The organism is Streptomyces sp. AF1A, assembly GCF_047340315.1.
Classification (GTDB): domain Bacteria; phylum Actinomycetota; class Actinomycetes; order Streptomycetales; family Streptomycetaceae; genus Streptomyces.
Map to the genome: position 1 here is coordinate 1 of NZ_JBLEBI010000028.1, position 22,715 is coordinate 22,715.

Sequence of the window (22,715 nt, forward strand, 5' to 3'; positions counted from 1 at the left end):
GCGGCGATCAGCGCGCTGCGCTCGCGGGCGCCCTCGGAGTGGGTGACGGCGTACGCGGCGGCCGTGACCCGCTGGGCGAGGTCGGCGGCCCGGACCCGCTCCTGCACGGCCCGCGCGGACAGCCGCCGGGCCAGGGCGCGGGTACGGCGCTCGGCGCCCACGTGGATGTCCCGCGCGCGTGAGCGGGCGTCGGCGGCCTCGACGATCCGGCCGAGCAGGTCGACCGAGCCGGCGGTGAAGTCCCGTTCGGCGATCAGTTCGGCCCGTCGGCCGAGCTTGTTGCCGAAGCCGCCGACGAGGTCGGCGAGGCCGTCGGTGTCGCGGGTGTCGGTGACCGCGCGCAGCAGCAGGTCGGTGAAGTCGGAGTCCTTCTTGACCGCGAAGAGACCGGCCGCCTCGCCCTCGTCGGCGTTCATCTCCCGCTGGTAGCGGAAGAGTTCGGGGTCGAGGCCGAGGTCGCCGAGGTGCTCGGTCCAGCGCTCGTGGATCTCCTCCCAGTGCACCTCCAGGTGCGGGTAGGCCTTGCCGGCCTCCGTGAGGGCGTCGCGGAAGCCCTTCATGGTGCGGCGTCGGCCCTGGGCGCCCGAGGTGCCCTCGGCGGGCGGCCGTACGGCGGTGGACTCGGCCACGGGCAGGTTGTCGAGGCTGAGACCGGGCCCGGGGCGGAAGGAGTACCAGGCCTCGGCGAACTTGCGCGGGTCGTTGGACACCTGCCGTCCGCGCCACTCGCTGACCTTGCCGACGACGACGCACTCGCCGGTCTGCACGTGCTGCCACTCCAGGGCCACGTGACCGCAGTCGTCGGCGAGCAGGAACTTGCGCAGCACGCCGGAGCTGGCGCCGCCGAGCGTGTTGCGGTGGCCCGGCAGCATCACCGAGAAGATCAGTTTGAGCAGCACGGACTTGCCGCCGCCGTTCTCCAGGAACAGCACGCCCGCGGGCGCGGGACGGCGCGGCGGGCCGGCGGGCTCCTCCTCGAAGAACTCCGCCTGCGTGGGCGCCGGGTCGGGCACGGGCTCGCCCACGCCCCGCAGGTCGAGCACGGTGTCGGCGTAGCGCGCGCCGGCGGGACCGATGGAGTAGAGGCGGACCCGGGACAGCTCGTACATGGCGGACTCTCGTCGTAAGGCTTCGTATCAGTGCGGAAAGGTACGGAAAGGCAGGGAAAGGTGCGGGGGTTGGGGTCAGGAGTGGAACGGCAGCCCCGCGTCGGCCACCAGTTCCAGGTCGTCGGTGTCCTCGGCGGGCAGCAGGCTGGCCGTGCCGTCGGTCACCGGGACGACGCCCAGTTCCAGCAGTTCGGCCATGGCGGCGCTGCCCGCCATGTCGCGGACCTGGAGCTGGTAGCGGGCCGTGGTGCGGTAGGTGCCGCCGCTGTCGTCGCCGGTGCGCTGCAGGAAGCCCGAGTCGGTGAGGAAGGCCAGGGCCTTCGCCACTATCCCGGTGGTGGAGGAGGCGGGCCGGCGCGCGTCCTTGGTGGCGCCGGTGGCGCTGCGTCTGGCCCAGATCCGCCAGGCGGCCTCCAGGCCCGGCGCGTCGGTCGCCGGGTCGGTGTTCTCCCCCTGCTCCTCGGCGCGCTCCTCCAGACGGCGGCAGGCCTGCCGTACGAAGGCGTCGACGCCGTTGACCGTGACACGGCCGATGTAGGTGTCGTCGGCCAGGTCCTCGGGGCGGGGGAAGGCCAGTGCGGCGACGGCGAGATGGGCGAGTCCGTGCAGGAAGCGGTCGCCGGAGTCGGCGGTGGTGCGACGCGCGTAGTCGCCCATGCGCACGGCGAACACCGAGTCCTCGGCGGCGGTCACGGCCATCCCCGCGCGCGTGGACACCTCCAGCACCACGAGCCCCAGACCGGCGGCGACGGCGTCGGTGAGCCGGGCGAACGCCGGGTCGTCGCGGTGGCGGCGCAGCAGCTCGGTGTACTCCTGGTCGCGTGCGGGCTGCAGCTTGGGCTGCAGGCCGAAGGCGACGAGCCGCGCCGCGTCGGCGGCGTCGGCTGGGGTGACGGCGGCGGATGCCGACGGGGCCGGGGCCTCCGTGTCACTCCACTCGACGTGCTCGCTCACGGTCGGGACTCCTTGTCGCGCTCTCGGTGACTCATGCCGCTTCCGTCCGGTCCGCCGCCATCCCGGCGGCGTCCAGCAGGGCGGTTCCCACGATCAGGTCGGCCCCGCCGAACTCGGGGTCGTCCAGCTCCGTGCCGTCGTCCACGGCGAAGAGCAGCTTCTCCTCGCCCTGCCGGTAGGCGGTGCCGACGGGCGGGCTGGCCGCGTGGACCGCCAACAGGGCGACCAGGTAGGCCAGATCCGGGTCGCCGGTGCGCCGGGCCTCGGCGAGCAGCCCGGACAGTCTGCGCGGGGCGTCGGCGGGCAGGTCGAGCAGCTCCATGGCGGCGGCCAGCTGCTCCTCGCTGAACCGGCTGTCGTCCGGGGTGGCGATCAGGTCGGGCTCGGGCATCTCGGCGCCCAGGTGCTCGCGCTCGACGGGGGGCGTCAGCAGTATGTCGACGAGGTCGGTCACCCGCACGGACACCGGCGTGCGCAGCCCGGTCCCGTTGGCGAAGAACGCGTCCGTGACCCGGGTCGCGTGCTCGGCGGGCAGGGTCAGCACCGGTGCGACCAGGTGGCCGTAGAGGTCCAAGCCCGAGGTCGTCGCCGGGGTGGCGAAGGCCTGCCGGTCCTGTTCCGCGCGGAACAGCGGGCCCGCCTCGAGCAGGCGGGACTGGAGCTGGGTGTGCCGGCGGATGCAGTCCTTGACGATGTCGACCAGCTCGGCGGCGCGGCGCTTGTGCCCGGGCTCCTCGGTCTCGTCGCGGGCCTTGCGGATGTTGGTCAGGATGGCGTTCTCGTGGCGGTAGCGGTCGGCCACGTGGTCCAGGGCCTCGGCGATCATGTCGGGCACGGCGTTGAGCCAGTCGACCGCGCGGACGTTGCGCCGGGTGGCCTCCAAGGCGCGGCGCAGCGTCTCCGAGTACTGCACCGTGCGGTACCGGGCCTGCTCGGCGGCGAGCTGGGCGTCGGCGAGCCGGCCACGGTTGATCAGCACCTCCAGCTTGACCTCGGCGGCGATCTGGGCGCTGGTGACGTCGGTGTCGAGGGCGCCGACCAGGACGTTGACCGCCTCGTCCGTCGTGCGCAGGTACACCGTGCCGCCGGGGCCGGGGACCTCCTCGATCAGCTTGAAGTCGTAGTCACGACGCACATAGGTGCCGTCCGGGCCGAACGTGCCGTACACCGCGCGGAAGCCGCGGTCCACGCTGCCGACGTTGATCAGGTTCTCCAGGACCCAGCGGGCCACCCGCTCGTGCTCGGCCGGGGGCCGGTGGGGGGCCTGGGCGGCGATGCGCGGGATCAGCCGGGCGACGATCTGCTCGTGGTCGGCGCCGGTGTCGAAGTCCATGTTCAGCGTGACGAGGTCGATGGCGGCCAGCGCCACCTCCGCCATGCCGTACACCGAGTACTCGCCGGCCAGGTTGGCCTTGCGCGCGTCCAGGTCGTGCAGCGGCGCGGTGCAGGCGAGCGCGCGCAGCCGACGCGCCAGCCCCTCGTCGGCGGCCGGGCCCTGTGCCGGGCGCGGCCCCGCGCTGAGCTGGGGCGGAACGCGGTCCGTCGATGCAGGCGAAGTCACGGTGCACAGACTAGGTCCTCGGTCTGACATCGACCCAAACGAGAGGGCTCCGCCGGTTTGGCCGGGGCGGGCGTGCGTCGTTTGTCCGGGTGCGGGTCCGGTGCGGCTCGTCGCGCGGTTCCCCGCGCCCCTCGGGATCACTGCCCCTCGGATCGCTGCCCCCTGGCCGCCCCTTCAGATCGCTGGTCCGTCGGGACGCGGCTCCGACGGGGCACTCTTTCGACGGGTCGCTCTTCCGTCGAGACGCCGCTCCGACGGGTCGCTCTTCCGTCGGGTCGGTGCTCCGTCGGGTCACTCGTCTCGGGAGGCGCCTTTCATCCCAGTCGCTCGTCTCAGGAAGCGCCCTTCATCCCACGCTCGTCTCAGGAGGCGCCCGTCATCCCGGTCACCCGTCTCAGGAGGCGCCTTCTTCGCCCACCCGTCGTCGGTACACGTCCACGACGCGCTTCAGGGAGTCCGCCAGGTAGGTCTCCAGGAGCTGCTCCGCCTCAGGCTGGTCCCCCGCCTGCAGCGCCCGCAGGATCTGGCGGTTGCGCGCGAGATACGGCTCGTGCAGCCGGCGCGGGTCGTCGACCACGTGGAAGGCGAGCCGCAGTTCGGCGAAGACGGAGCGCATCAACTCGTCGGTGCGCTCGCTGCCCGCGAGGGCGACCAGCTCCTGGTGGAAGTGGATGTTGGCCGTACCCATCGCTTTCCAGTCATTCTCGACGGCCGCCGTCTCCCCCTCGGCGACCGCTGCGGCCAGCCCCTGCAGCGCGTACGGCGGCTCGCCCAGCCCCCGCACGACGGCGCACTCCACGAGGGACCGGGTGCGGTAGATGTCCTCGACGTCCTCGACGGTCAGCACCCGGACGAAGACGCCCCGGTTCAGCTCGTGGACGAGCAGGCGCTCGTGCGTGAGCAGCCGGAACGCCTCCCGCAGAGTGTTGCGGGAGACGCCGAGCGCCCCGCCGATGCTGTCCTCGGACAGCCGGGTGCCGGGCGGGAAGTACCCGTCGGCAATGCGGCTTCTGAGGATGTCCGAAACGCGCTCCGCCGTGCTCGTGCGCCCCAGGAGGGCGCGGTCGTCGGCCAGTCCCGCCAACTGCTCTGCCATGCCCGGAATTCAATCGCAGACACCAGGACGAGACAACAGGGGTATTGAAGGATCGTTGAACGATCCTCTACGGTGCTTCGCACGGCGCTCGGCCCGTGGCACGACTCCCGCACGGCACTGCTCACGTCCCCGCACCCTCCGTCCCCCTCTGCGAGGTGCCCATGAGCACGACCCCTCCACCGTCGGCCCTCAACTCCGACTCCCTTCCGGGCAAGGGTGAACACGCCGCCGAGGGCGGCGCGTTCGGCTGGCTGCACGCCCTCGGCCCGCGCGGCCGGCGCGCGTTCGCCGGCGCTTTCGGCGGATATGCCCTGGACTCCTACGACTACTTCACGCTGCCGCTGACGATGGTGGCGCTCTCGGCGTACTTCGGCCTGAACAGCGGCCAGACGGGCCTGTTCACCACCGTCACGCTGGTGGTGTCGGCGATCGGCGGCGCGGCGGCCGGCGTGGTCGCGGACCGGCTGGGCCGGGTCCGGGCCCTGATGATCACGGTGATCACCTACGCGGTGTTCACCGTGGCGTGCGGCTTCGCGCCCAACTACGAGGCGCTGCTGGCCTTCCGGGCGCTCCAGGGCCTCGGTTTCGGCGGCGAGTGGGCGGTCGGGGCGATCCTCGTCGCCGAGTACGCGTCCGCGCGGCACCGGGGCCGTACGCTCGGCGCCGTCCAGAGTTCCTGGGCGGTCGGCTGGGCGCTGGCCGCGGCCGTCTACACGCTGGTGTTCTCCTTCGCCGACGAGGACCTGGCCTGGCGGGTGATGTTCTGGACCGGCGCGCTACCCGCGCTGCTCGTGGTGTGGCTGCGCCGCCGGGTGCACGACGCCCCCACGGCCACGGCGGCCCGCGAACGGGACCCCCGTCGCGGTTCGTTCCTGGCCATCTTCCGGCCGGGCCGGGACGGCGTCCCGGGCCTGCTGCGCACGACGGTCTTCGCGAGCCTGCTGTCCACGGGCGTGCAGGGCGGCTACTACACGCTGGCGACCTGGGTGCCGACGTACCTGAAGTCCGAGCGCGGCCTGTCGGTCGTCGGCACCGGCGGCTACCTGACGTTCCTGATCTCCGGAGCCTTCCTCGGCTACCTGACCGGCGGTCACCTCACCGACCGGCTCGGCCGCCGCGCCAACATCTGGCTGTTCGCGCTGCTGTCGGCGGTGTGCGTGCTGGCCTACGCGAACATCCCGCACGGCGCCAACACCCTGCTGCTCGTGCTCGGATTCCCGCTCGGCTTCTGCATGTCGGCCATCTTCAGCGGCTTCGGCTCCTACCTGAGCGAGCTGTACCCGACCGCGGTGCGCGGCACCGGGCAGGGCTTCACGTACAACACGGGCCGCGCGGTCGGCGCCGTGTTCCCGACCCTGGTGGGCTTCCTGGCCGACAGCTGGGGCGTGGGCGGCGCGCTGGTCTTCGGCGCGATCGGCTACGGGCTCGCGGCGCTGGCGCTGCTCGGACTGCCCGAGACGCGCGGAGAGGAGCTGGCGTGAGGGCGGTGCAGCGCACCGCGGACCGGCCCGTCACCACGGCCGACGAGCACGCGCACGCGTGGAGCCCGAAAACCGCGCGGACCCGGTTCCGCGACGGCCTCGCCGGACCCACGGCCGGGGTCGCGGCGGGCCACACACAGGCCAACCTGATCGCGGTGCCCGCCGACTGGGCCTACGACATGCTGCTGTTCTGCCAGCGCAACCCGAGGCCGTGCCCGGTGCTCGACGTCACGGACGCCGGCTCCACGACGACCGTCCTCGCCGAAGGTGCCGATCTGCGCACCGACCTGCCGCGCTACCGGGTGTGGCAGGACGGCGAGCTGGTCGAGGAACCCACGGACGTGCGCGCGCACTGGCGCGCGGACCTGGTGACGTTCCTGCTCGGGTGCAGCTTCACCTTCGAGTGGGCGCTGGCCCGCGCGGGCGTGCCGATCCGGCACGTGGAGCAGGGCCGCAACGTGCCGATGTACGTCACCGCCCGCCAGTGCCGCCCCTCGGGCCGACTGCGCGGCCCGATGGTGGTGTCCATGCGCCCGGTGCCACCGGAGCACCTGCGCACCGCGATCCGCGAGAGCAGCCTGCTGCCGGCCGTGCACGGCGGCCCCGTGCACTGCGGCGATCCGGCGGGGCTCGGCATCGCGGACCTCGGCCGCCCCGACTTCGGCGACCCGGTGGCCGCGCAGGACGGCGACATACCGGTGTTCTGGGCCTGCGGCGTGACCCCGCAGGCCGCGGTGATGGCCTCGCGGCCGCCGTTCGCCATCACCCACGCGCCCGGCCAGATGTTCCTGACCGACGCGCGCGACGAGCAGTACCGGCTGGTCGGCGTCGACTGACGCCGACCGGCCACCGCACCCGACACGCGAACCGGCGGACACGGAAGGGACCATGACCGCGATCGATCTGAACGCCGACCTGGGCGAGGGCTTCGGCCGCTGGCGGCTCACCGAGGACGAGCAGTTGCTGTCCGTCGTCACCAGCGCCAACGTGGCCTGCGGGTTCCACGCCGGGGACGCGGCCACCATGCGCCGGGTCTGCGAGCTGGCGGCCGCGCGCGGCGTGACGATCGGCGCACAGGTCTCCTACCGGGACCTCGCCGGGTTCGGGCGGCGCGCGATGGACGTGCCGCCCGCCGAACTGGCGGCCGAGGTGGCCTACCAGATCGGGGCGTTGGAGGTCTTCGCCCGGGCCGCGGGCGCACGCGTGGCGTACGTCAAGCCGCACGGCGCGCTGTACAACCGGGTCGTCCACGACGAGGAGCAGGCGCGCGCGGTGATCGACGGCGTGCTGCTCGCCGACGCCGCGCTGCCGGTGCTGGGCCTGCCCGGCTCGCGGCTGCTGGAACTGGCCGGGAAGGCGGGCCTGCCGGCCGTCTCGGAGGCGTTCGCGGACCGCGCGTACACCGACGAGGGCACGCTGGTGCCGCGCGGACGGGACGGCGCCGTGGTGACCGACCCGGAGGCCGTCGTCGAGCGCTCGGTCGCGCTGGCGCGTTCCGGCGACGTCACGGCGGAGTCGGGCGCGCGCATCCGGGTGCGCGCCCGCTCGCTGTGTCTGCACGGTGACACGCCCGGCGCGGTGGAGCTGGCCCGGCGCGTGCGCGAGCGGCTGGTGGCGGCGGGCGTGCGGGTGGAGGCCTTCGCGTGAGGACGTTGCCCGTCGGGGACGAGGCCCTGCTCGTCGAGCTGGCCTCGGTCGAGGAGGCGCAGGCGCTGCACGCCGAGCTGCTGCGGCGCCGCGCGGAGGGCTGGCTCGCCGTCCGCGAGATCGTGCCGGCGGCGCGCACGGTCCTGCTCGACGGGCTGCCCGACCCGGCCCGCGTCGCAGCCGAGCTGACCTCTGCCGCGATACCGCCGCCTCCCCCGCGCGCGCGTGCCCTCGTCGAGCTCCCGGTGCGCTACGACGGCCCCGACCTGGCCGCGGTCGCCGCGCACTGGAAGGTGCCCGAGCACGAGGTGGCCCGCATTCACGCGAGCACCGAATTCACGGTGGCCTTCTGCGGGTTCGCGCCCGGCTTCGGCTATCTCACCGGGCTCCCGCCCCGCTACGACGTACCGCGCCGGGCCACTCCGCGCACCGCGGTACCGGCCGGTGCCGTGGCGCTCGCGGGGTCGTACACGGGCGTGTACCCGCGATCCTCGCCGGGCGGCTGGCAGCTCATCGGCTCGACCGACGCGGTGCTGTGGGACCACGCGCGCGTACCGGCCGCGCTGCTCTCGCCGGGCGCCCGGGTGCGGTTCGTGCCGGTGGGGGACGCATGACCGACCACCCCCGCGCGCGCACCGCCAGCGGGGCCGCCGTGCCAGTGGAGGACGCATGACCGACCGCGCGCTCGTCGTCGTGCGCTCGGGCGCGCTGACCACCGTGCAGGACCGCGGGCGACCCGGGTACGCCCACCTCGGCGTGCCACGCTCCGGTGCGCTGGACGCGCCCGCGGCGGCGCTCGTCAACCGGCTGGTCGGCAATGCGCCGGACGCCGCCGTCCTGGAGACGACGCTCAACGGCTGCGCGGTGCGCCCCCGTTCCACGGTGACCGTCGCGGTCGGCGGAGCGCCCTGCCCGCTGCTGGTCGGCGGCCGGCCGGCCGCGTGGGGCGCGCCCGTCGTGGTGCGGGCGGGTGAACTGCTGGAGGTGGGTGCCGCGGTGGCCGGTGTGCGCAGCTACGTGGCCGTCTCCGGCGGCATCGCCGTGGAGCCGGTGCTCGGCAGCCGCGCCACGGACCTGCTGTCCGGCCTCGGCCCGCCGCCGCTCGCCGACGGAACGGTGCTCCCCCTCGGCGGCCCGGCCGGACCGCCCGCGCGCGTCGACGTCGCCCCGCAGGCCCGTCCGCCGGACGAACTCGTGCTCCGGGTCACCCTGGGCCCGCGCGACGACTGGTTCACGGCGCGCGCGGTCCGCGACCTGACCACGCGCACGTACCGGGTGTCCTCGGCGAGCAACCGCATCGGGCTGCGCACCGAGGGGCCGGCCCTGGAGCGGGCCCGTGCCGGTGAACTGCCGAGCGAGGGCATGGTGCTCGGCGCGGTCCAGGTACCGCCGGACGGCCGCCCGGTGGTCTTCCTCGCGGACCATCCCACCACCGGCGGCTATCCGGTGATCGCGGTGGTGCGCGCCGCCGACCTCCCGGCGGCCGCGCAGGCGGTGCCGGGCACCCCGGTCCGGTTCGTGGCGGTACGCCGCCGCTGACCGGGCTCAGCACCGCACCCCCTGCGGCCGCTCCGCCTCGATCCGGGCCGCGAGCACGTGCGGCGGCTTCGTCGCCCGGTGTTCATGCGGCGGGGCGTCGGCCCCTCCGCGCTGTGCGCGGGCGCGGGGTCAGCCGGCCGAGAGGTCCGGTCCGAAGCGGCTGCGCACCGCGGTCTGTACCTCGTCCTCCTCGGCCGGATCGACGGCCAGGCGGCGCAGTCGCTCCACGACCCGGGCGTCGCCGGTCTCGGCGTGCCGGGCGGCGAGTTCGCGGGTGGTCTCCTCGCAGTCCCACAGGCATTCGACGGCGAAGCCGGTGGCGAAGGAGGGGTCGGTGGCGGCCAGGGCGCGGGCGGCGCGGCCGCGGAGATGCGAGGAGGCCGTCTCGCGGTAGATGTGGCGCAGCACGGGGGCCGCGCAGGAGATGCCGAGGCGACCGGCGCCGTCGACCAGGGTCAACAGGGTGGGCGCGTCGGGGCCGTCGCCGCGCACGGCCTCGCGGAGGGCGGCGAGGACGAGGGCGCTGTCCTGTGCGCCGCCGCGGCAGGCGAGCATGCGTCCGGCGGCGGCGCCGAGCGCGTCGGGGCGCTGGGCCCAGCCGCGCGCGCGGTCCACGGCGGCGACGCTGCGCATCCGTTCGAAGGCGTCGACGGCGGCCTCCACGACGACGGCCGTGCCGTCGGCCACCGCGGCCTCGATCAGGTCGGGGGCGTCGGGATCATTGCTGTCGGCGAGGTAGCGCAGTGCGGTGCACCGGGCTCCGTCGCCGCCGCTCCTGGCGGCCTGCAGGATCTCGGGCCGGTCCTCCGGGCCGGCCACGGCGACCAGGCAGCGGGCGGCCGGGACGTGGAGGGCGGCGCCGCGCTCCATGCCCTGCTGAGCCCATTCGAAGACGGCACGCACGCTCCAGCCCGGTCGGGGCCCGGTCGGCCGCAGCTGACGCTGCCAGCGGTCGAAGCAGCCGGCCTCCTGCGCGGCACGCACGCGGGTGGCGATCGATTCGCGCGGATCCTCGGCCCACAGCCGCCAGGGCCGCGGCTCGAAGGCGTCGCGCACGGCTGCGGCCAGTTCGGCCTCGCCCTCGGGGTCGGCGGGGAAGCGGGCCAGGACGGGTGCGGCGAGGGCGCGCAGGCCCGCGTCGTCGTCCCTCAGGGCCAGCTCGTCGAGCGCCCAGGCCCAGTTGGAGCCGTGGGCGGCGTACCGGCGCAGCAGTTCGAGCGCGTCCCGCCGGCCGTAGGAGGCGAGGTGCCCGAGCACGGCCAGGGCCAGGCCGGTGCGGGACTCGTCGGTGTCGAGCACGTCCTCGGGGTCGAACAGGTGCGCCTCGACCGCGTCCAGCTCGCCGTTCAGGTCGAGGTAGAGCCGGGCGTAGTACAGGGAGCGGTTCTCCAGCTGCCAGTCGTGGCGGGGATCGCGCAGCACACAGTGGTTCAAGGCCGCGAGCGCCTCCGCGCGGGGGGCGGTGAGCGCGTGCAGTGTGCCGTCGCCGCGGCCGCGCTGGAGCAGGCCGAGCAGCGTACCGCTGGGCGCTATGACCGGATCGAACATGGGAAACAGCCTCACATCAAGCGTCGACGCAACCGGGGAACACGCACTACCTGGCCGCGTGACACAACGTCGGAGCGCCCGCCGTCTCTTGCTTGCTGTAGACCATCTCTCTCTGCCTCTCGTCGGTGGCCCATGCGGACCGATCACGGTCCGCGCGGTGCGGCAACACCTGCCCAGCCATCGCGTCCGTGAATCACGACGTCATGATGACCCGCGGTGTGTGCTGCCGCGACCGTATTTCCGGCGGCCCCGTACCGCCTCCCCCGTTTTCCGTGTCGTATCGGGTCCGGACGTTCGGGTCAGTGGACGCCGAACAGTTCCAGGACCTCCGCCTTGCCGAACATCCGGGCCGCGTCGACGGCCGACGGCGTCCCCGCGCAGGGGTCGGCCCCGCCCTCCAGGAGGGCCTCGATCACGTCCGTCTCGCCCTTGAAGACCGCCCCCGCGAGCGGGGTCTGACCTCGGTCGTTGACCTCGTTCGCCGCCGCGCCACGGGCGAGCAGCGCGCGCACCGCGTCCGCGTGGCCGTGGTAGGCGGCGAGCATCACCAGGGAGTCGCCGCGGTCGTTGGTGAGGTTGGCCGGAACGCCCGCGTCCACGTACGCCATGAGCGCCTCGGTCTGCCCCTGCCGCGCCAGATCGAAGATCTTGGTGGCCAGCTCCACGACCTCGGGGTCGGGGGCTTCACTCATCGGCCGGACCGCCTCTCATGACAACCGTTCAGGTGAATCGCAAGGGTACTGGCTCGCGCCTCACATGACCCGCTGTGCCCGAGGCAAAGATCACTGCGGGCTCCGCCGGACGCACGTCCCCTGCCCGACCGGCCCAGGATCCGCTGGACCAATCGAGCGAAAAGTAACGAAATTCACCCGGTTGCACCTTTTATCGTATGGATACATCCTGTGATGCTGGAAGTACTCATGGTGACTGTCCCCTCTTCAACGCCAGGAGGCCCCCAATGATCCTCTCGATGTCAGGCGTCGTCCTGCTCGGCACCGTCGTGTTCCTCTTCTTCCGCAAGGACGGGCTCAAGGGCTCGCACGCGTGCGTCTCGGCCCTGTTCGGCTTCTACCTCTCGAACACGGCCATCGCCCCGAGCATCAAGGCCGGCGGAGAGAGCCTGGCAAGCCTCCTCGGCGGCATCAAGTTCTGACGCCGACCGCTCACGTCCCACCCGTACGCACCCACAGGAGACAGCAGTGGCCCGGCGCCCTCTCCCCCGCATTCTGAGCAAGGAAAACGCCCAGATCGCCCGGGCGCAGATCGCCCGGAGCCGGGAGCTGGCCCGGACGGCGGCCGACAGCGCCACCGACGTCCTCCACCCGCTGATCACCGTCTCGCGCGGGCTGCGCCTGCTCGCCTCGGCCGGGCGGCGCAAGTGGGCCGACACCCCCAAGGACAAGCGCGGGCCGCTGCTGTTCCTGGTGGCCTCCGTGGTCCTGGTCGTGGCGCTGGTGCCGTACGGGCCGCTGCTCGCCGTCATCACCCTGATGGCGGCGGCGGCCTGGCAGGGCCGCGACCGCACCCCGTCGGCCCCCGAGGGGCCCGACGCGTCCCAGGCCGAGCGGCTCCAGGCTCTCTACGAGGCCCTGGTGCCCTATTTCTCCGCTCCCGCGGACCCCGCACCGCTGTACGCGCACGGCGGGGAGTGGGACAAGGCGTTCCCCGGGCACGAGTTCGACGACACCGGACGCCTGCGCCACCTCCTCGTCCGCTATCCCCCCTACTTCCCGGACGGCGAGCCCGACGCGCGTGTGCGGATCGAGCAGCTGCTGACCGCGAAGGCCGGGCGCAGCCGCGAGTACCACTTCGCCTGGGACGAGGCGGGCAACCAGCTCACCGTGACCGTCCTGCCCCCGCTGCCCACCGACATCGGCGCCCAGCGTTTCGTCACCGCACCCGGCGAGACCGTCCTCGGCTTCACCGACCCGAGCGAGGTGCAGCGCACCCTCCCCCTCGACTACGGCGAGGAACGGCGCGACGTGCCGCCGGTCGTCTGGCGCACCGGCATCCGCTCCACCGAGCCGCACCTGCTCGCCATGGGACACCCGGGCAGCGGCACCTCGACCCTGCTGCGCTCCATCGCGCTGCAGGCCCTCCAGTACGGGGACGTCCTGATCGTCGACGGCGGCGGCACCGGCGAGTACGCGTGCCTGACCGGCCGGGACGGCGTCCTGGCCGTGGAGTGCGCCCTCCCCGGCGCGCTGGCGAGCCTGGAGTGGGTGGCGCAGGAGACCGAGCGGCGGCTCATCGCGATCAACCTGGCCCGACAGGCGGGCGACCCGCCCCCCGAGGACACCAGGCGCCCGCTGTGGATCCTCCTGGACCGCCCGGGCGTCTTCGCGCACCTCGCGGCGGCCGACGGCCGCAAGGACCCGCAGACCCTGCTCCAGGTGCCGCTGCGGCACGGACGCGCGGCCAACGTGACCGTGGTCGTGGCAGAGCAGTTCGACAGCGCGGAGGCGCTGAGCGACGCGGTACGGCAGCACACGCGCGCGCGTGTCGTGCTCGGGCCCGCGACACCCCAGCAGGTCGCTGCCGTCCTGGGGGGCGCGCCGCACACGCCGCCGGCCCATGTGCCGCCGGGTCGGGGGTACGCCCGCCTGGGGACCGGCCCGGTGCACCGCCTTCAGGTGCCGCGCACGCCCGACCCGTACGACGACGCGACCGGCGACGCCGACCGCCAGGCGGTGCTGGCGCTGCTGCCGCCCCGCTCCGCGCAGGGGACCGGCGAGCCGGCGGAGCGCGCGGAGCCGATGGATCTCACCAAGCCGGTGGCCGAGACGGCACCGGTGGGCGCGGCGGAGAGCTCCTGAGGCGCGGTACCTGCTACGCCACGAACGTGCGGGGAGCCTCCGCCGTGGCACCGGTGCCTCCCGTCTCGACCAGCCGTGCCGCTGCCGCGAGGCGTGCGGCGGCCTCGTCGGCCACCGCTCCGCCGACGGTGAAGGGGAGGCGCACATATCCCTCGAAGGCGCCGTCGACGCCGAAGCGGGGGCCGGAGGGGACACGGACGCCGACGCGTTCACCGGCCTCCGCGAGGCGGGACCCGGACAGGCCGCCGGCGCGGACCCAGAGGGTCAGGCCCCCCTGCGGGACCTCGAACTCCCAGGCCGGCAGCTCGCGGCGGATCGCCGCCACGAGGGCGTCCCGGTTCTCCCGGGCCTGGGCGCGGCGCAGCTCCACCGCCTGCTCCCAACCACCGGTGCTGAACAGCCAGTTGACGGCCAGTTGCTCCAGGACCGGGGTGCCGAGGTCGGCGTAGGCCCGGGCGGCGACGAGGCTGCGGATGACGTCGGGGGCGGCGCGCACCCAGCCGATGCGCATGCCGGCCCAGAAGGCCTTGCTGGCCGATCCTACCGTGATCACCGTGGAGCCGGCGGGGTCGAAGGCGCACACCGGGCGCGGCATCGCCCCGTCCCCGAGCTCCTCCTCCAGCCACAGCTCGGACATCGTCTCGTCGGCGACGAGCACCGTGCCGGCCGAGCGGGCCGCGTCCACCAGGCGGCGCCGCTGGTCCGCGTCCGCCAGCGCGCCGGTGGGATTGTGGAAGTCGGCGACCACGTAGGCGAGGCGCGGCGCGGCCTCCCGCAGAACCTGTCGCCAGCGGTCCAGGTCCCAGCCGGACAGCCCCTCGGCCATGGCGACCGGCACGAGCCGGGCCCCGGCCTCCCGCATGAGCTGAAGGATGTTGGCGTAGGAGGGTGACTCCACGGCGATGCGCTCGCCTCGGCCCGCGAAGAGGTGGCAGATCGCGTCGATGGCGCCCATCGCGCCGGTGGTCACCATGATCTGCTCGGGCATGGTGGGGATGCCGCGCGCGGTGTAGCGCTCGGCGATCATCGCGCGCAGGGCGGGCAGCCCGGCGGGATAGTCGCCGTGCGTGTGGGCGTAGGGCGGCAGTTCCTCCAGGGCGCCCTGCACGGCCCGGGTGAGCCACGGCTCGGGCGCGGGGAGCGATGCGCAGCCCAGGTCGATCACCGAACCCAGGGCCTCCGGGGGCAGGGGTTCCAGGCCACGCGCGGGCAGCGGGTTGCCCGCCGGTACGGCGGTCCAGCTGCCCGCCCCGCGCCGGGACTCCAGGAAACCCTCGCTGCGCAGCGCCTCGTACGCCGCCGCCACCGTGGTCCGGCTGACGGAGAGGGCGAGGGCCAGCTCGCGTTCGGCGGGCAGGCGTGCGGCGACCGGTACCCGCCCCTCCAGCACCAGCAGCCGGATGCCGTCGGCCAGCGCCCGGTAGGCGGGCGGACGGCGGGTGCCGGGGCCGGCCGGCCGCTCCTGCTGCGAGGTGAGGAGCCGGGCCAGCTGAGCCGCTCCCATCGCCGAGGTCCACTGCGCCATGACAATCAGTCCACCTTCCCTGGATTGGCCATGGATGGCGTTACATCCCAAGCCACAGAGTGTCACGCATCAGGCCACCGCCACCACTCAGGGGGGTATGTCGTGTCCACTCGTGGCCGTCTCGCACGGCGACTGGTCCAGCTGTACACCGGGCTCGCGCTCTACGGCGCGAGTTCCGCGCTGCTCGTGGCGTCCGGCCTCGGCCTGGAGCCCTGGAACGTGCTGCACCAGGGGCTCGCGAAGCTGACGGGGCTCACCATCGGCGTGGTGTCGATCGTCGTGGGTGCGGCGGTGCTGCTGCTGTGGATTCCGCTGCGCCAGCGCCCCGGGCTCGGCACGGTCTCCAACGTCTTCGTCGTCGGCCTCGCCATGGACGGCACGCTCGCCCTGGTCCCGGACACGCACGCCCTCACCGTGCGCGTTCCGCTCCTGCTCGCCGGGATCGTGCTCAACGGCGCGGCGACCGGCCTGTACATCTCGGCGAGCTTCGGGCCGGGTCCGCGCGACGGGCTGATGACCGGGCTGCACCGGCGCACCGGCCGCTCGATCCGGCTGATGCGCACGGTGGTGGAGGTGACGGTGGTGGTCACCGGGTTCGCGCTGGGCGGCACCATCGGGGTGGGCACCGTGCTGTACGCCGTGTCCATCGGCCCCCTGGCCCAAGTGTTCCTGAGGCGGTTCGCCATCCCCGCGGCAGCGCCTGGCAGCGCGGTCGCTTCCGCCGCGACACCGGCGGGGGCGATACTGCGTCCGTGACCCTGACCAGACCATCCACACGCCACCCGTACCTGGACCACTGCGGTCCGATCGCCTTCGCCCACCGGGGCGGGGCCGCCGACGGGGTGGAGAACACCGTGGCGCAGTTCCGCCGCGCGGTCGGGACGGGCTACCGCTACATCGAGACCGACGTGCACGCCACGGCGGACGGCCGGCTCGTCGCCTTCCACGACGCGACCCTCGACCGGGTCACCGACGGGGCCGGCCGGATCGCCGACCTGCCGTGGGAGGAGGTGCGGCAGGCGCGGGTGGGGGGCCGTGAACCGGTGCCGCTGTTCGAGGAGCTGCTGGAGACCTTCCCCGAGGTCCGCTGGAACATCGACGTCAAGGCGGAGCCCGCGCTGCGGCCCCTGCTGGAGCTGATCGAGAGCACGAACGCCTGGGACCGGGTCTGTCTGGGCTCCTTCTCGGAGGCGCGGGTGCTGCGCGCCCAGCGGCTGGCCGGACCCAGGCTGGCCACCTCGTTCGGCACGCGCGGGGTGCTCAGCCTGCGGCTGCGCTCCTGGGGGCTGCCGGCCGCGGTGCGCCGCTCCGCCGTCGCCGCGCAGGTGCCCGAGGCCCAGTCGGGCGTCCCGGTGGTCGACCACCGCTTCGTCCGCGCCGCCCACGCGCGCGGGCTCCAGGTGCACGTGTGGACGGTCAACGAACCCCAGCGGATGCACCGGCTGCTGGACCTCGGCGTGGATGGCATCATGACCGATCACATCGACACGTTGCGCAAGGTCATGGAGGAGCGCGGCGTCTGGGTCTGACGCCGGGCGCCGCGACCGGAGCCTTCGCAGTTGAACGGGGAAGCGAGGGCACGGGTGGGCATGGACACCCTGCGCACGCAGGCGGCGGAGGACACCGCGGGCCTGCGGCGCGAGCAGCGCGGCTGGTACTTCTACGACTGGGCGTGCTCGGTCTACTCGACGAGCGTCCTGACCGTGTTCCTCGGCCCCTACCTCACGGCGGTGGCCGAGAAGGCGGCGGACGCCGACGGCTTTGTGCACCCGCTGGGCGTCCCGGTCCGGGCGGGCTCCTTCTTCGCGTACTCGGTGTCCCTGTCGGTGATCGTGGCCGTCGTGGCGATGCCCCTCGTGGGCAGTGCGGCCGACCGCACGGGGCGCAAGAAGCCGCTGCTCGCGGCAGCGGCGTACACCGGCGCCGCGGCGACCACGGGCCTGTTCTTCCTCGACGGCGACCGGTATCTGCTCGGCGGGGTGCTGCTCGTCGTGGCCAATGCGGCGCAGTCGGTCGGGATGATGCTCTACAACTCCTACCTGCCGCAGATCGCCGCGCCGGAGGAACGCGACGCGGTCTCCTCGCGGGGCTGGGCCTTCGGTTACGCGGCGGGTTCCACGGTGCTGGTCGCCAACCTGGTGCTGTACTCGGCGCACGGCTCCTTCGGCCTGTCCGAGACGGCCGCCGTCCGCATCTGCCTGGCGTCGGCGGGCCTGTGGTGGGGCGCCTTCACGCTCGTGCCGCTGCGCAGGCTGCGCGACCGCCGCGCGCGCGTCGAGCGTGCGACGGCGCCGGGGCTGCGGCAGCTGGCGGCGACGGTGCGGGACATGCGCGGGCATCCGCTGACGCTGGCCTTCCTGCTGGCGTACCTCATCTACAACGACGGCATCCAGACGGTGATCTCGCAGGCCTCGGTCTACGGCTCCCAGGAGCTGCGGCTCGGGCAGTCGACGCTCATCGTGGCCGTGCTGCTGGTGCAGGTGCTGGCCGTGGCGGGGGCGCTGGCGATGGGGCGGCTGGCCCGGGTCTACGGCGCCCAGCGGACGGTTCTCGGCTCCCTGGTGGCCTGGACGCTCACGCTGGCCGCCGGCTACTTCCTGCCCGCGAGGGCACCGGTGTTCTTCTTCGTGCTGGCCGCGGGGATCGGCCTGGTCCTCGGCGGCAGCCAGGCGCTGTCCCGGTCGCTGTTCTCCCATCTCGTGCCGCCGGGCAAGGAGGCCGAGTACTTCTCGGCGTACGAGATGAGCGACCGCGGGATGAGCTGGCTCGGACCGCTGCTGTTCGGCGTCACGTACCAGCTGACCGGCAGCTACCGTTCCGCGATCATCTCGCTGGTGGCGTTCTTCGTCGTCGGGTTCGCCCTGCTCGCCCGGGTCCCGGTGCGGCGGGCGATCGCCGCGGCCGGAAACCCGGTGCCGGAAAGGATCTAGCGCCGATTTAGCGTTCAACACGAAAGGGCGGTAGTGTACGCGTTTGGCCTGCCAGGCGTACCGTTACTGCGCGTCAAAGACGCCGAAACACTGGGTGACATCTGCTAGCAGATGTGACAAACCGGGCGCCTGTGGGTAGAACAAGGGGCGGCTACGACGGCGACGCATGACCCGGAACGGGACTCGGAACGGGAATCTTTACCGCCGACCGGACGTTGACCGGATGACGACGACAGCGACACCTGTCCTGTGGGCGACAAGCCCGGGAGGCACGATTCATGAGTGAGCGAGCTCTTCGCGGTACGCGCCTCGTGGTGACCAGCTACGAGACGGACCGCGGTATCGACCTGGCCCCGCGCCAGGCCGTGGAGTACGCATGTGAGAAGGGGCACCGGTTCGAGATGCCCTTCTCGGTCGAGGCGGAGATCCCGCCGGAGTGGGAGTGCAAGGTCTGCGGGGCCCAGGCACTTCTGGTTGACGGCGACGGCCCGGAAGAGAAGAAGGCCAAGCCCGCGCGTACCCATTGGGACATGCTGATGGAGCGGCGCACCCGTGAGGAGCTCGAAGAGGTCCTCGAGGAGCGCCTGGCGGTTCTGCGCTCGGGGGCGATGAACATCGCGGTTCATCCCCGGGACAGCCGCAAGTCGGCCTAGCGGGAAGCCGCAAGCACATACAACAACCGCGGGCGCCGTACGACTCGTACGGCGCCCGCGGTTGTGCTGTGCCCGCCTAGCGCGTCAGCGGAGGCCGCTGCTCGCCGGCGTCGGGGCGGTCCTCCCGGATGACCTCACCTTGCACCACCTTGCCGTCGGGACGGTGGATGCGGGCCTGCTGGAAGGCGTCGCCCAGGCTGCCCGGGGCGGCCCTGCGCAGCCGCTTGTCCAGGGCGCTCTCCGTGAAGCGGCCGACGGCCTTCTGCACCGGCGGGACGAGCAGGAGCAGGCCCGCCACGTCGGACAGCAGTCCCGGGATCATCAGCAGCAGGCCGCCGAGCATCATCAGGCCGTTGCCGCCGCCACGCTCCGGCGAACCGCCCCGCTGCAACGCCTCGTTGAGGCTCTGGAAGGCACGGCGGCCCGCCCGCTTGATCACCACGGAGCCCGCCACGAGGCCCGCCACGATGAGCAGGAACACGGCGAGCCCGCCCGCGGCGCCCGCGACCAGGGTCAGCAGCCAGATCTCCAGCACCAGCCACGCGGCGATCCCCAGCGGCAGATACCTGCGCAGCCGGGAGCGCCGGGGCCGGGCGGTGTAGGGAGAGGTCGGAGCGCCAGTCGTCATGCTCCCAGTGTGCCTGGGCGTGGCTCAGCGCAGAATAAGGGGGGTGATCGAACGGCTCCGGGGCGAGCCGGCCGGGCCCGGGGTGACTAGGACGGCTCCGGGGTCCGCGGGCCGGGCCGGGCGGGACCGCACCCGCTCCGGGGAGGGCGGATCGCGCCCGCGGGGGACTTACGACGTGCGCTTCTTCTTGCCGGTGAGGCGGGAGATCCGCTCCCCCGCGCCCCAGGCGGTGACCCGCCACAACGCCTCGACCAGGATGTCCTTGCTCATCTTGGAGTCGCCGAGCTCGCGCTCCACGAAGGTGATCGGGACCTCGACCACGTGGAATCCGGCCTTGACCGCGCGCCGCGCGAGGTCGACCTGGAAGCAGTAGCCCTGCGAGGCGACCTCCTCCAGGCCCAGACCCTCCAGGGTCTCTCGACGGAAGGCGCGATAGCCGCCGGTGATGTCGCGCAGCGGCAGTTCGAGGGCGAGACGGGAGTAGAGACTGCCGCCGCGGGAGATGAACTCGCGGGACTTCGGCCAGTTGACCACCCGGCCGCCGGGCACCCAGCGGGACCCGAGCACCAGGTCGGCACCCTTCAGGGCGGTGAGCAGCCGGGGCAGTTCCTCGGGCTGGTGCGAGCCGTCGGCGTCCATCTCGATCAGCACGCCGTAGCCGCGCTCCAGGCCCCAGCGGAAGCCCGCGAGGTAGGCGGCGCCGAGGCCCTCCTTGTCCTTGCGGTGCATGACCTGGACGTTCTCGTCGTCGGCGGCCAGCTCGTCGGCCAGCTTGCCGGTGCCGTCCGGGCTGTTGTCATCCGCGATCAGCACGTGCGCCTCGGGGACGGCCTTGCGCACCCGGCCGACGATGGTCTTGATGTTCTCCGCCTCGTTGTAGGTCGGGATGATCACCAAGGCCGTGCCGAGCGGACCGAACTGCCTCCCCTGGGCCTTCGCCGCGCGGGTCCCGTCGCCGTCGTTCACTGCTGCCCCTTCTGGTCGTACGCAGGCGTCCACCATAGTGGCCGCCGCCTGGGAAGACGTGACGGCTCGTTCGTATGGTGGTGTCGATTCCACAAGAGTGGGGTAAGAATGCGTTTTTCGGCATCTTCCCGCCGGGTTCCGGCCACGTTCATGCGCGTTGCGACTCTGTGCGCGGCATGTTCGGGCCGCGGTTCACTGCCTGCGCTCCGCGGCGGATGGGGGCCCGGCGCCCTTCGGGCCGACCTGGGACCCGCTGGCTGCGGATCGACCGAAAGCCGTTGTCTACTGAGCCCGGGCCCCACCCGGGTCACACCTGGCCGACCGGCGGGAACGCCATCTCGTCGGCGCGGGCGCTGAGCCTGGCTCCCAGCGACGGTGCCCCGGTGCGGCACACCGTCCCTGACCCAGCGGCGCTGCGACAAGTTGCGCGAACGCTCTCCGGTCGGGCGTCCGGTGGTGGACTCGGCCGAACCTACCGGCCCGCTGCCGCCGACTGTCAACAACCCCCTGACCTGCACAGACGCCGAGGTGCCGGCGCACAGCCCGGAGGATGCGCAGGTCGTGGGAGGCGGCGGTGGCGGCCGACGGCCGGCACGCCACCCCGGGAGATCACTCGCCCGGCCGTACGAACACCGTCCGCCCGCCCACCACGGTGCGCAGGCAGACCGGCAGGTCACGGCCCGGCGTGAGGTCGGGCAGGCCAGGAGTGCCGGAGCGGGGGTCGGTCGACCAGCGGGCCACCCTGTCGTCGGGCGCCTGGACGACCAGCTCGCCGGTGCGCCAGACGGCATAGTCGGCGGGCGCGCCCGGCACCAGGACGCCCGCGTCGTCGCGGCCGATCGCCCGCCAGCCGCCGCGCGTGTGCGCCGTGAAGGCGGCCCGCACGGAGACCCGGTGTTCGGGGGTGTGGTGGAAGGCGGCGGCGCGGACCGTGCCCCAGGGGTCGAGCGGGGTGACGGGGCTGTCGGAGCCGAAGGCGAGCGGCACGCCGGAGCGCAGCAGCGCGGCGAACGGGTTGAGGGTGCGGGCCCGGTCGACGCCGAGCCGCCGGGCGTACATGCCGTCCTCACCGCCCCACAGGGCGTCGAACGCGGGCTGCACGGAGGCGATCAGGCCCAGCTCGGCGAAGCCGGCGACGGTCTCGGGGGTGAGCATCTCGGCGTGCTCGACGCGGTGCCGGGCGGCGCGGATCCGGGCGAGGCCGATCTTCTCGGCGGCGGCGCGCACACCCGTCACGACGGCGCTGACGGCGGCGTCGCCGATGGCGTGGAAGCCCGCCTGCAGACCGGCCTCGGTGCAGGCGACGACGTGGGCGGCGACGGCGTCGGCGTCCAGGTAGGCGGTGCCGGCGTGGCCCGCGTCGGCGTACGGCTCGTGCAGGCAGGCGGTGTGCGAGCCGAGGGCGCCGTCGGCGAAGAGGTCGCCCGCGGCGCCCACGGCACCCAGCTCCCGGGCCCTGTCCACGTTCTGCTCGGCCCAGTAGCCGACGACCCGGGGGCCGGGCACCTCGGCGGCGAGCCGCAGCAGGCCGGTGAAGTCGTCCTCCGAGGAGATCTGCGGACCGCCGCACTCGTGCACCGAGCCGATGCCGAGGGAGGCCGCGCGGGCCAGCGCGGCGCGCTGTGCCTCGGCGCGCTGGGCAGGGGTGACCGCGCCGAGGGCGGCCTCGCGCACGGCGTGATGGGCGTCCCCGGTGAGCGGGGCGTCCGCGCGGTCGAGGTCGCCCGGCACCAGGTCCAGCATGGCGGTGGTGACGACGGCCGAGTGCACGTCGATGCGGGTGAGGTACAGGGGGCGGCCGCCGGTGGCCTCGTCGAGTTCGGCGCGGGTCGGCGGGCGGCCGCCGGGCCAGCGTGCGGCGTCCCAGCCGTGGCCGAGCAGGACCCGGTCACCGGGGCGGGCGGCGGCGAACTCGCGGACCAGGGCGAGGGCCGCCTCCAGGGAGGGCGCGGCGGTCAGGTCGAGGCCGGTCAGGGCGAGGCCCGTGGCGGTGGTGTGCACATGGGCGTCGGTGAAGGCGGGCGTGACCAGGGCGCCGTCGAGGTCGATCACCTCGTCGACGCCGTCGGCGAAGGCGTCGGCGGCGCCCTCGGAGCCGACCCAGGCGACTTGTCCCGCCTCGACGACCATCGCCGTCGCGAAGGGGTCGGCGGGGCTGTGCACCTCGCCGCGGCGCAGAAGGACGGTCTTGGGGGGCTCGGCGGTGCGCTCACTCATAGCCCACAGTCTCTCCTGCCGGCCCGGGACCGCCGCATCAGGGGC

The 22,715-nt window shown here is 73.7% G+C and carries 20 protein-coding genes and 1 pseudogene; 11 read left to right on the forward strand and 10 right to left on the reverse strand.

Annotated elements, in window-relative coordinates; genetic code table 11:
• From ACLU3S_RS11710 to ACLU3S_RS11725, 4 genes and pseudogenes are all read right to left on the reverse strand, one after another.
• Window positions 1-1,109, reverse strand: a pseudogene (locus tag ACLU3S_RS11710) (hypothetical protein); the annotation flags it as partial.
• A 75-nt stretch (window positions 1,110-1,184) separates the two neighbouring features.
• Entirely contained in the window at window positions 1,185-2,063 is an 879-nt protein-coding gene (locus tag ACLU3S_RS11715; protein ID WP_413951716.1) for a hypothetical protein, read from the reverse strand.
• A 31-nt stretch (window positions 2,064-2,094) separates the two neighbouring features.
• Window positions 2,095-3,624, reverse strand: coding sequence for a hypothetical protein (locus ACLU3S_RS11720; protein ID WP_413951717.1), 1,530 nt, complete (start codon window positions 3,622-3,624; stop codon window positions 2,095-2,097).
• A 394-nt stretch (window positions 3,625-4,018) separates the two neighbouring features.
• A complete protein-coding gene (locus ACLU3S_RS11725; protein ID WP_413951718.1) occupies window positions 4,019-4,720 on the reverse strand; it encodes a GntR family transcriptional regulator in 702 nt (233 codons plus the stop codon).
• Between the two features lie 161 nt (window positions 4,721-4,881).
• Here ACLU3S_RS11725 and ACLU3S_RS11730 point away from each other — a divergent pair, with 161 nt between their 5' ends.
• From ACLU3S_RS11730 to ACLU3S_RS11750, 5 genes are read left to right on the forward strand one after another with little or no spacing between them, the layout of a single operon-like run.
• Entirely contained in the window at window positions 4,882-6,201 is a 1,320-nt protein-coding gene (locus tag ACLU3S_RS11730) for an MFS transporter (protein WP_413951719.1), read from the forward strand.
• Window positions 6,202-6,206: 5 nt separating this feature from the next.
• Entirely contained in the window at window positions 6,207-7,037 is an 831-nt protein-coding gene (locus ACLU3S_RS11735; protein ID WP_413951762.1) for a putative hydro-lyase, read from the forward strand.
• A 52-nt stretch (window positions 7,038-7,089) separates the two neighbouring features.
• Window positions 7,090-7,848, forward strand: a complete 759-nt coding sequence (locus ACLU3S_RS11740; protein ID WP_413951720.1) for a LamB/YcsF family protein — start codon at window positions 7,090-7,092, stop codon at window positions 7,846-7,848.
• On the forward strand, window positions 7,845-8,462 hold the full coding sequence (locus tag ACLU3S_RS11745; RefSeq protein WP_413951721.1) for a 5-oxoprolinase subunit B family protein: 618 nt from the start codon (window positions 7,845-7,847) through the stop codon (window positions 8,460-8,462). Before ACLU3S_RS11740 ends, ACLU3S_RS11745 begins: the two co-directional genes overlap by 4 nt.
• Before the next feature lie 55 nt (window positions 8,463-8,517).
• Window positions 8,518-9,387, forward strand: a complete 870-nt coding sequence (locus ACLU3S_RS11750) for a biotin-dependent carboxyltransferase family protein (RefSeq protein ID WP_413951722.1) — start codon at window positions 8,518-8,520, stop codon at window positions 9,385-9,387.
• 129 nt (window positions 9,388-9,516) lie between these two features.
• Here ACLU3S_RS11750 and ACLU3S_RS11755 read toward each other — a convergent pair whose 3' ends face one another.
• Both ACLU3S_RS11755 and ACLU3S_RS11760 read right to left on the reverse strand, forming a co-directional pair.
• A complete protein-coding gene (locus ACLU3S_RS11755; protein ID WP_413951723.1) occupies window positions 9,517-10,935 on the reverse strand; it encodes a HEAT repeat domain-containing protein in 1,419 nt (472 codons plus the stop codon).
• 299 nt (window positions 10,936-11,234) lie between these two features.
• Window positions 11,235-11,627, reverse strand: a complete 393-nt coding sequence (locus ACLU3S_RS11760; RefSeq protein WP_413951724.1) for an ankyrin repeat domain-containing protein — start codon at window positions 11,625-11,627, stop codon at window positions 11,235-11,237.
• A gap of 266 nt (window positions 11,628-11,893) precedes the next feature.
• On the opposite strand from ACLU3S_RS11760, the gene ACLU3S_RS11765 reads away from it, so the two are divergent.
• Both ACLU3S_RS11765 and ACLU3S_RS11770 read left to right on the forward strand, forming a co-directional pair.
• Window positions 11,894-12,088: a hypothetical protein gene (locus ACLU3S_RS11765; protein WP_413951725.1), complete on the forward strand. Its 195-nt coding sequence runs from the start codon at window positions 11,894-11,896 to the stop codon at window positions 12,086-12,088.
• A gap of 46 nt (window positions 12,089-12,134) precedes the next feature.
• Window positions 12,135-13,751, forward strand: a complete 1,617-nt coding sequence (locus ACLU3S_RS11770) for a hypothetical protein (RefSeq protein ID WP_413951726.1) — start codon at window positions 12,135-12,137, stop codon at window positions 13,749-13,751.
• A 13-nt stretch (window positions 13,752-13,764) separates the two neighbouring features.
• Here ACLU3S_RS11770 and ACLU3S_RS11775 read toward each other — a convergent pair whose 3' ends face one another.
• A complete protein-coding gene (locus ACLU3S_RS11775) occupies window positions 13,765-15,276 on the reverse strand; it encodes a PLP-dependent aminotransferase family protein (RefSeq protein ID WP_413951727.1) in 1,512 nt (503 codons plus the stop codon).
• A gap of 102 nt (window positions 15,277-15,378) precedes the next feature.
• Between ACLU3S_RS11775 and ACLU3S_RS11780 the strand changes: the two genes are divergently transcribed.
• The 4 genes from ACLU3S_RS11780 (at window position 15,379) to ACLU3S_RS11795 (ending at window position 18,859) form a co-directional block, all read left to right on the forward strand.
• Window positions 15,379-16,032, forward strand: coding sequence for a YczE/YyaS/YitT family protein (locus tag ACLU3S_RS11780; protein ID WP_413951728.1), 654 nt, complete (start codon window positions 15,379-15,381; stop codon window positions 16,030-16,032).
• Window positions 16,033-16,034: 2 nt separating this feature from the next.
• Window positions 16,035-16,805 (forward strand): glycerophosphodiester phosphodiesterase, encoded by a 771-nt coding sequence (locus ACLU3S_RS11785; RefSeq protein WP_413951763.1) that lies wholly within the window; start codon window positions 16,035-16,037, stop codon window positions 16,803-16,805.
• Between the two features lie 54 nt (window positions 16,806-16,859).
• Window positions 16,860-18,206: an MFS transporter gene (locus ACLU3S_RS11790; protein WP_413951764.1), complete on the forward strand. Its 1,347-nt coding sequence runs from the start codon at window positions 16,860-16,862 to the stop codon at window positions 18,204-18,206.
• Between the two features lie 278 nt (window positions 18,207-18,484).
• Window positions 18,485-18,859 (forward strand): RNA polymerase-binding protein RbpA, encoded by a 375-nt coding sequence (locus ACLU3S_RS11795; RefSeq protein ID WP_003977404.1) that lies wholly within the window; start codon window positions 18,485-18,487, stop codon window positions 18,857-18,859.
• Between the two features lie 76 nt (window positions 18,860-18,935).
• On the opposite strand, the gene fxsA is transcribed toward ACLU3S_RS11795, so the two are convergent.
• The 3 genes from fxsA to ACLU3S_RS11810 form a co-directional block, all read right to left on the reverse strand.
• Window positions 18,936-19,487, reverse strand: coding sequence for an FxsA family membrane protein (gene fxsA, locus ACLU3S_RS11800; protein WP_413951729.1), 552 nt, complete (start codon window positions 19,485-19,487; stop codon window positions 18,936-18,938).
• 168 nt (window positions 19,488-19,655) lie between these two features.
• The gene (locus ACLU3S_RS11805) at window positions 19,656-20,453 is read right to left on the reverse strand and encodes a polyprenol monophosphomannose synthase (protein WP_413951730.1); all 798 of its coding nucleotides are present in this window, start codon (window positions 20,451-20,453) and stop codon (window positions 19,656-19,658) included.
• A 609-nt stretch (window positions 20,454-21,062) separates the two neighbouring features.
• Window positions 21,063-22,670, reverse strand: coding sequence for an amidohydrolase (locus ACLU3S_RS11810; RefSeq protein ID WP_413951731.1), 1,608 nt, complete (start codon window positions 22,668-22,670; stop codon window positions 21,063-21,065).
• Between the last annotated feature and the right edge of the window lie 45 nt (window positions 22,671-22,715).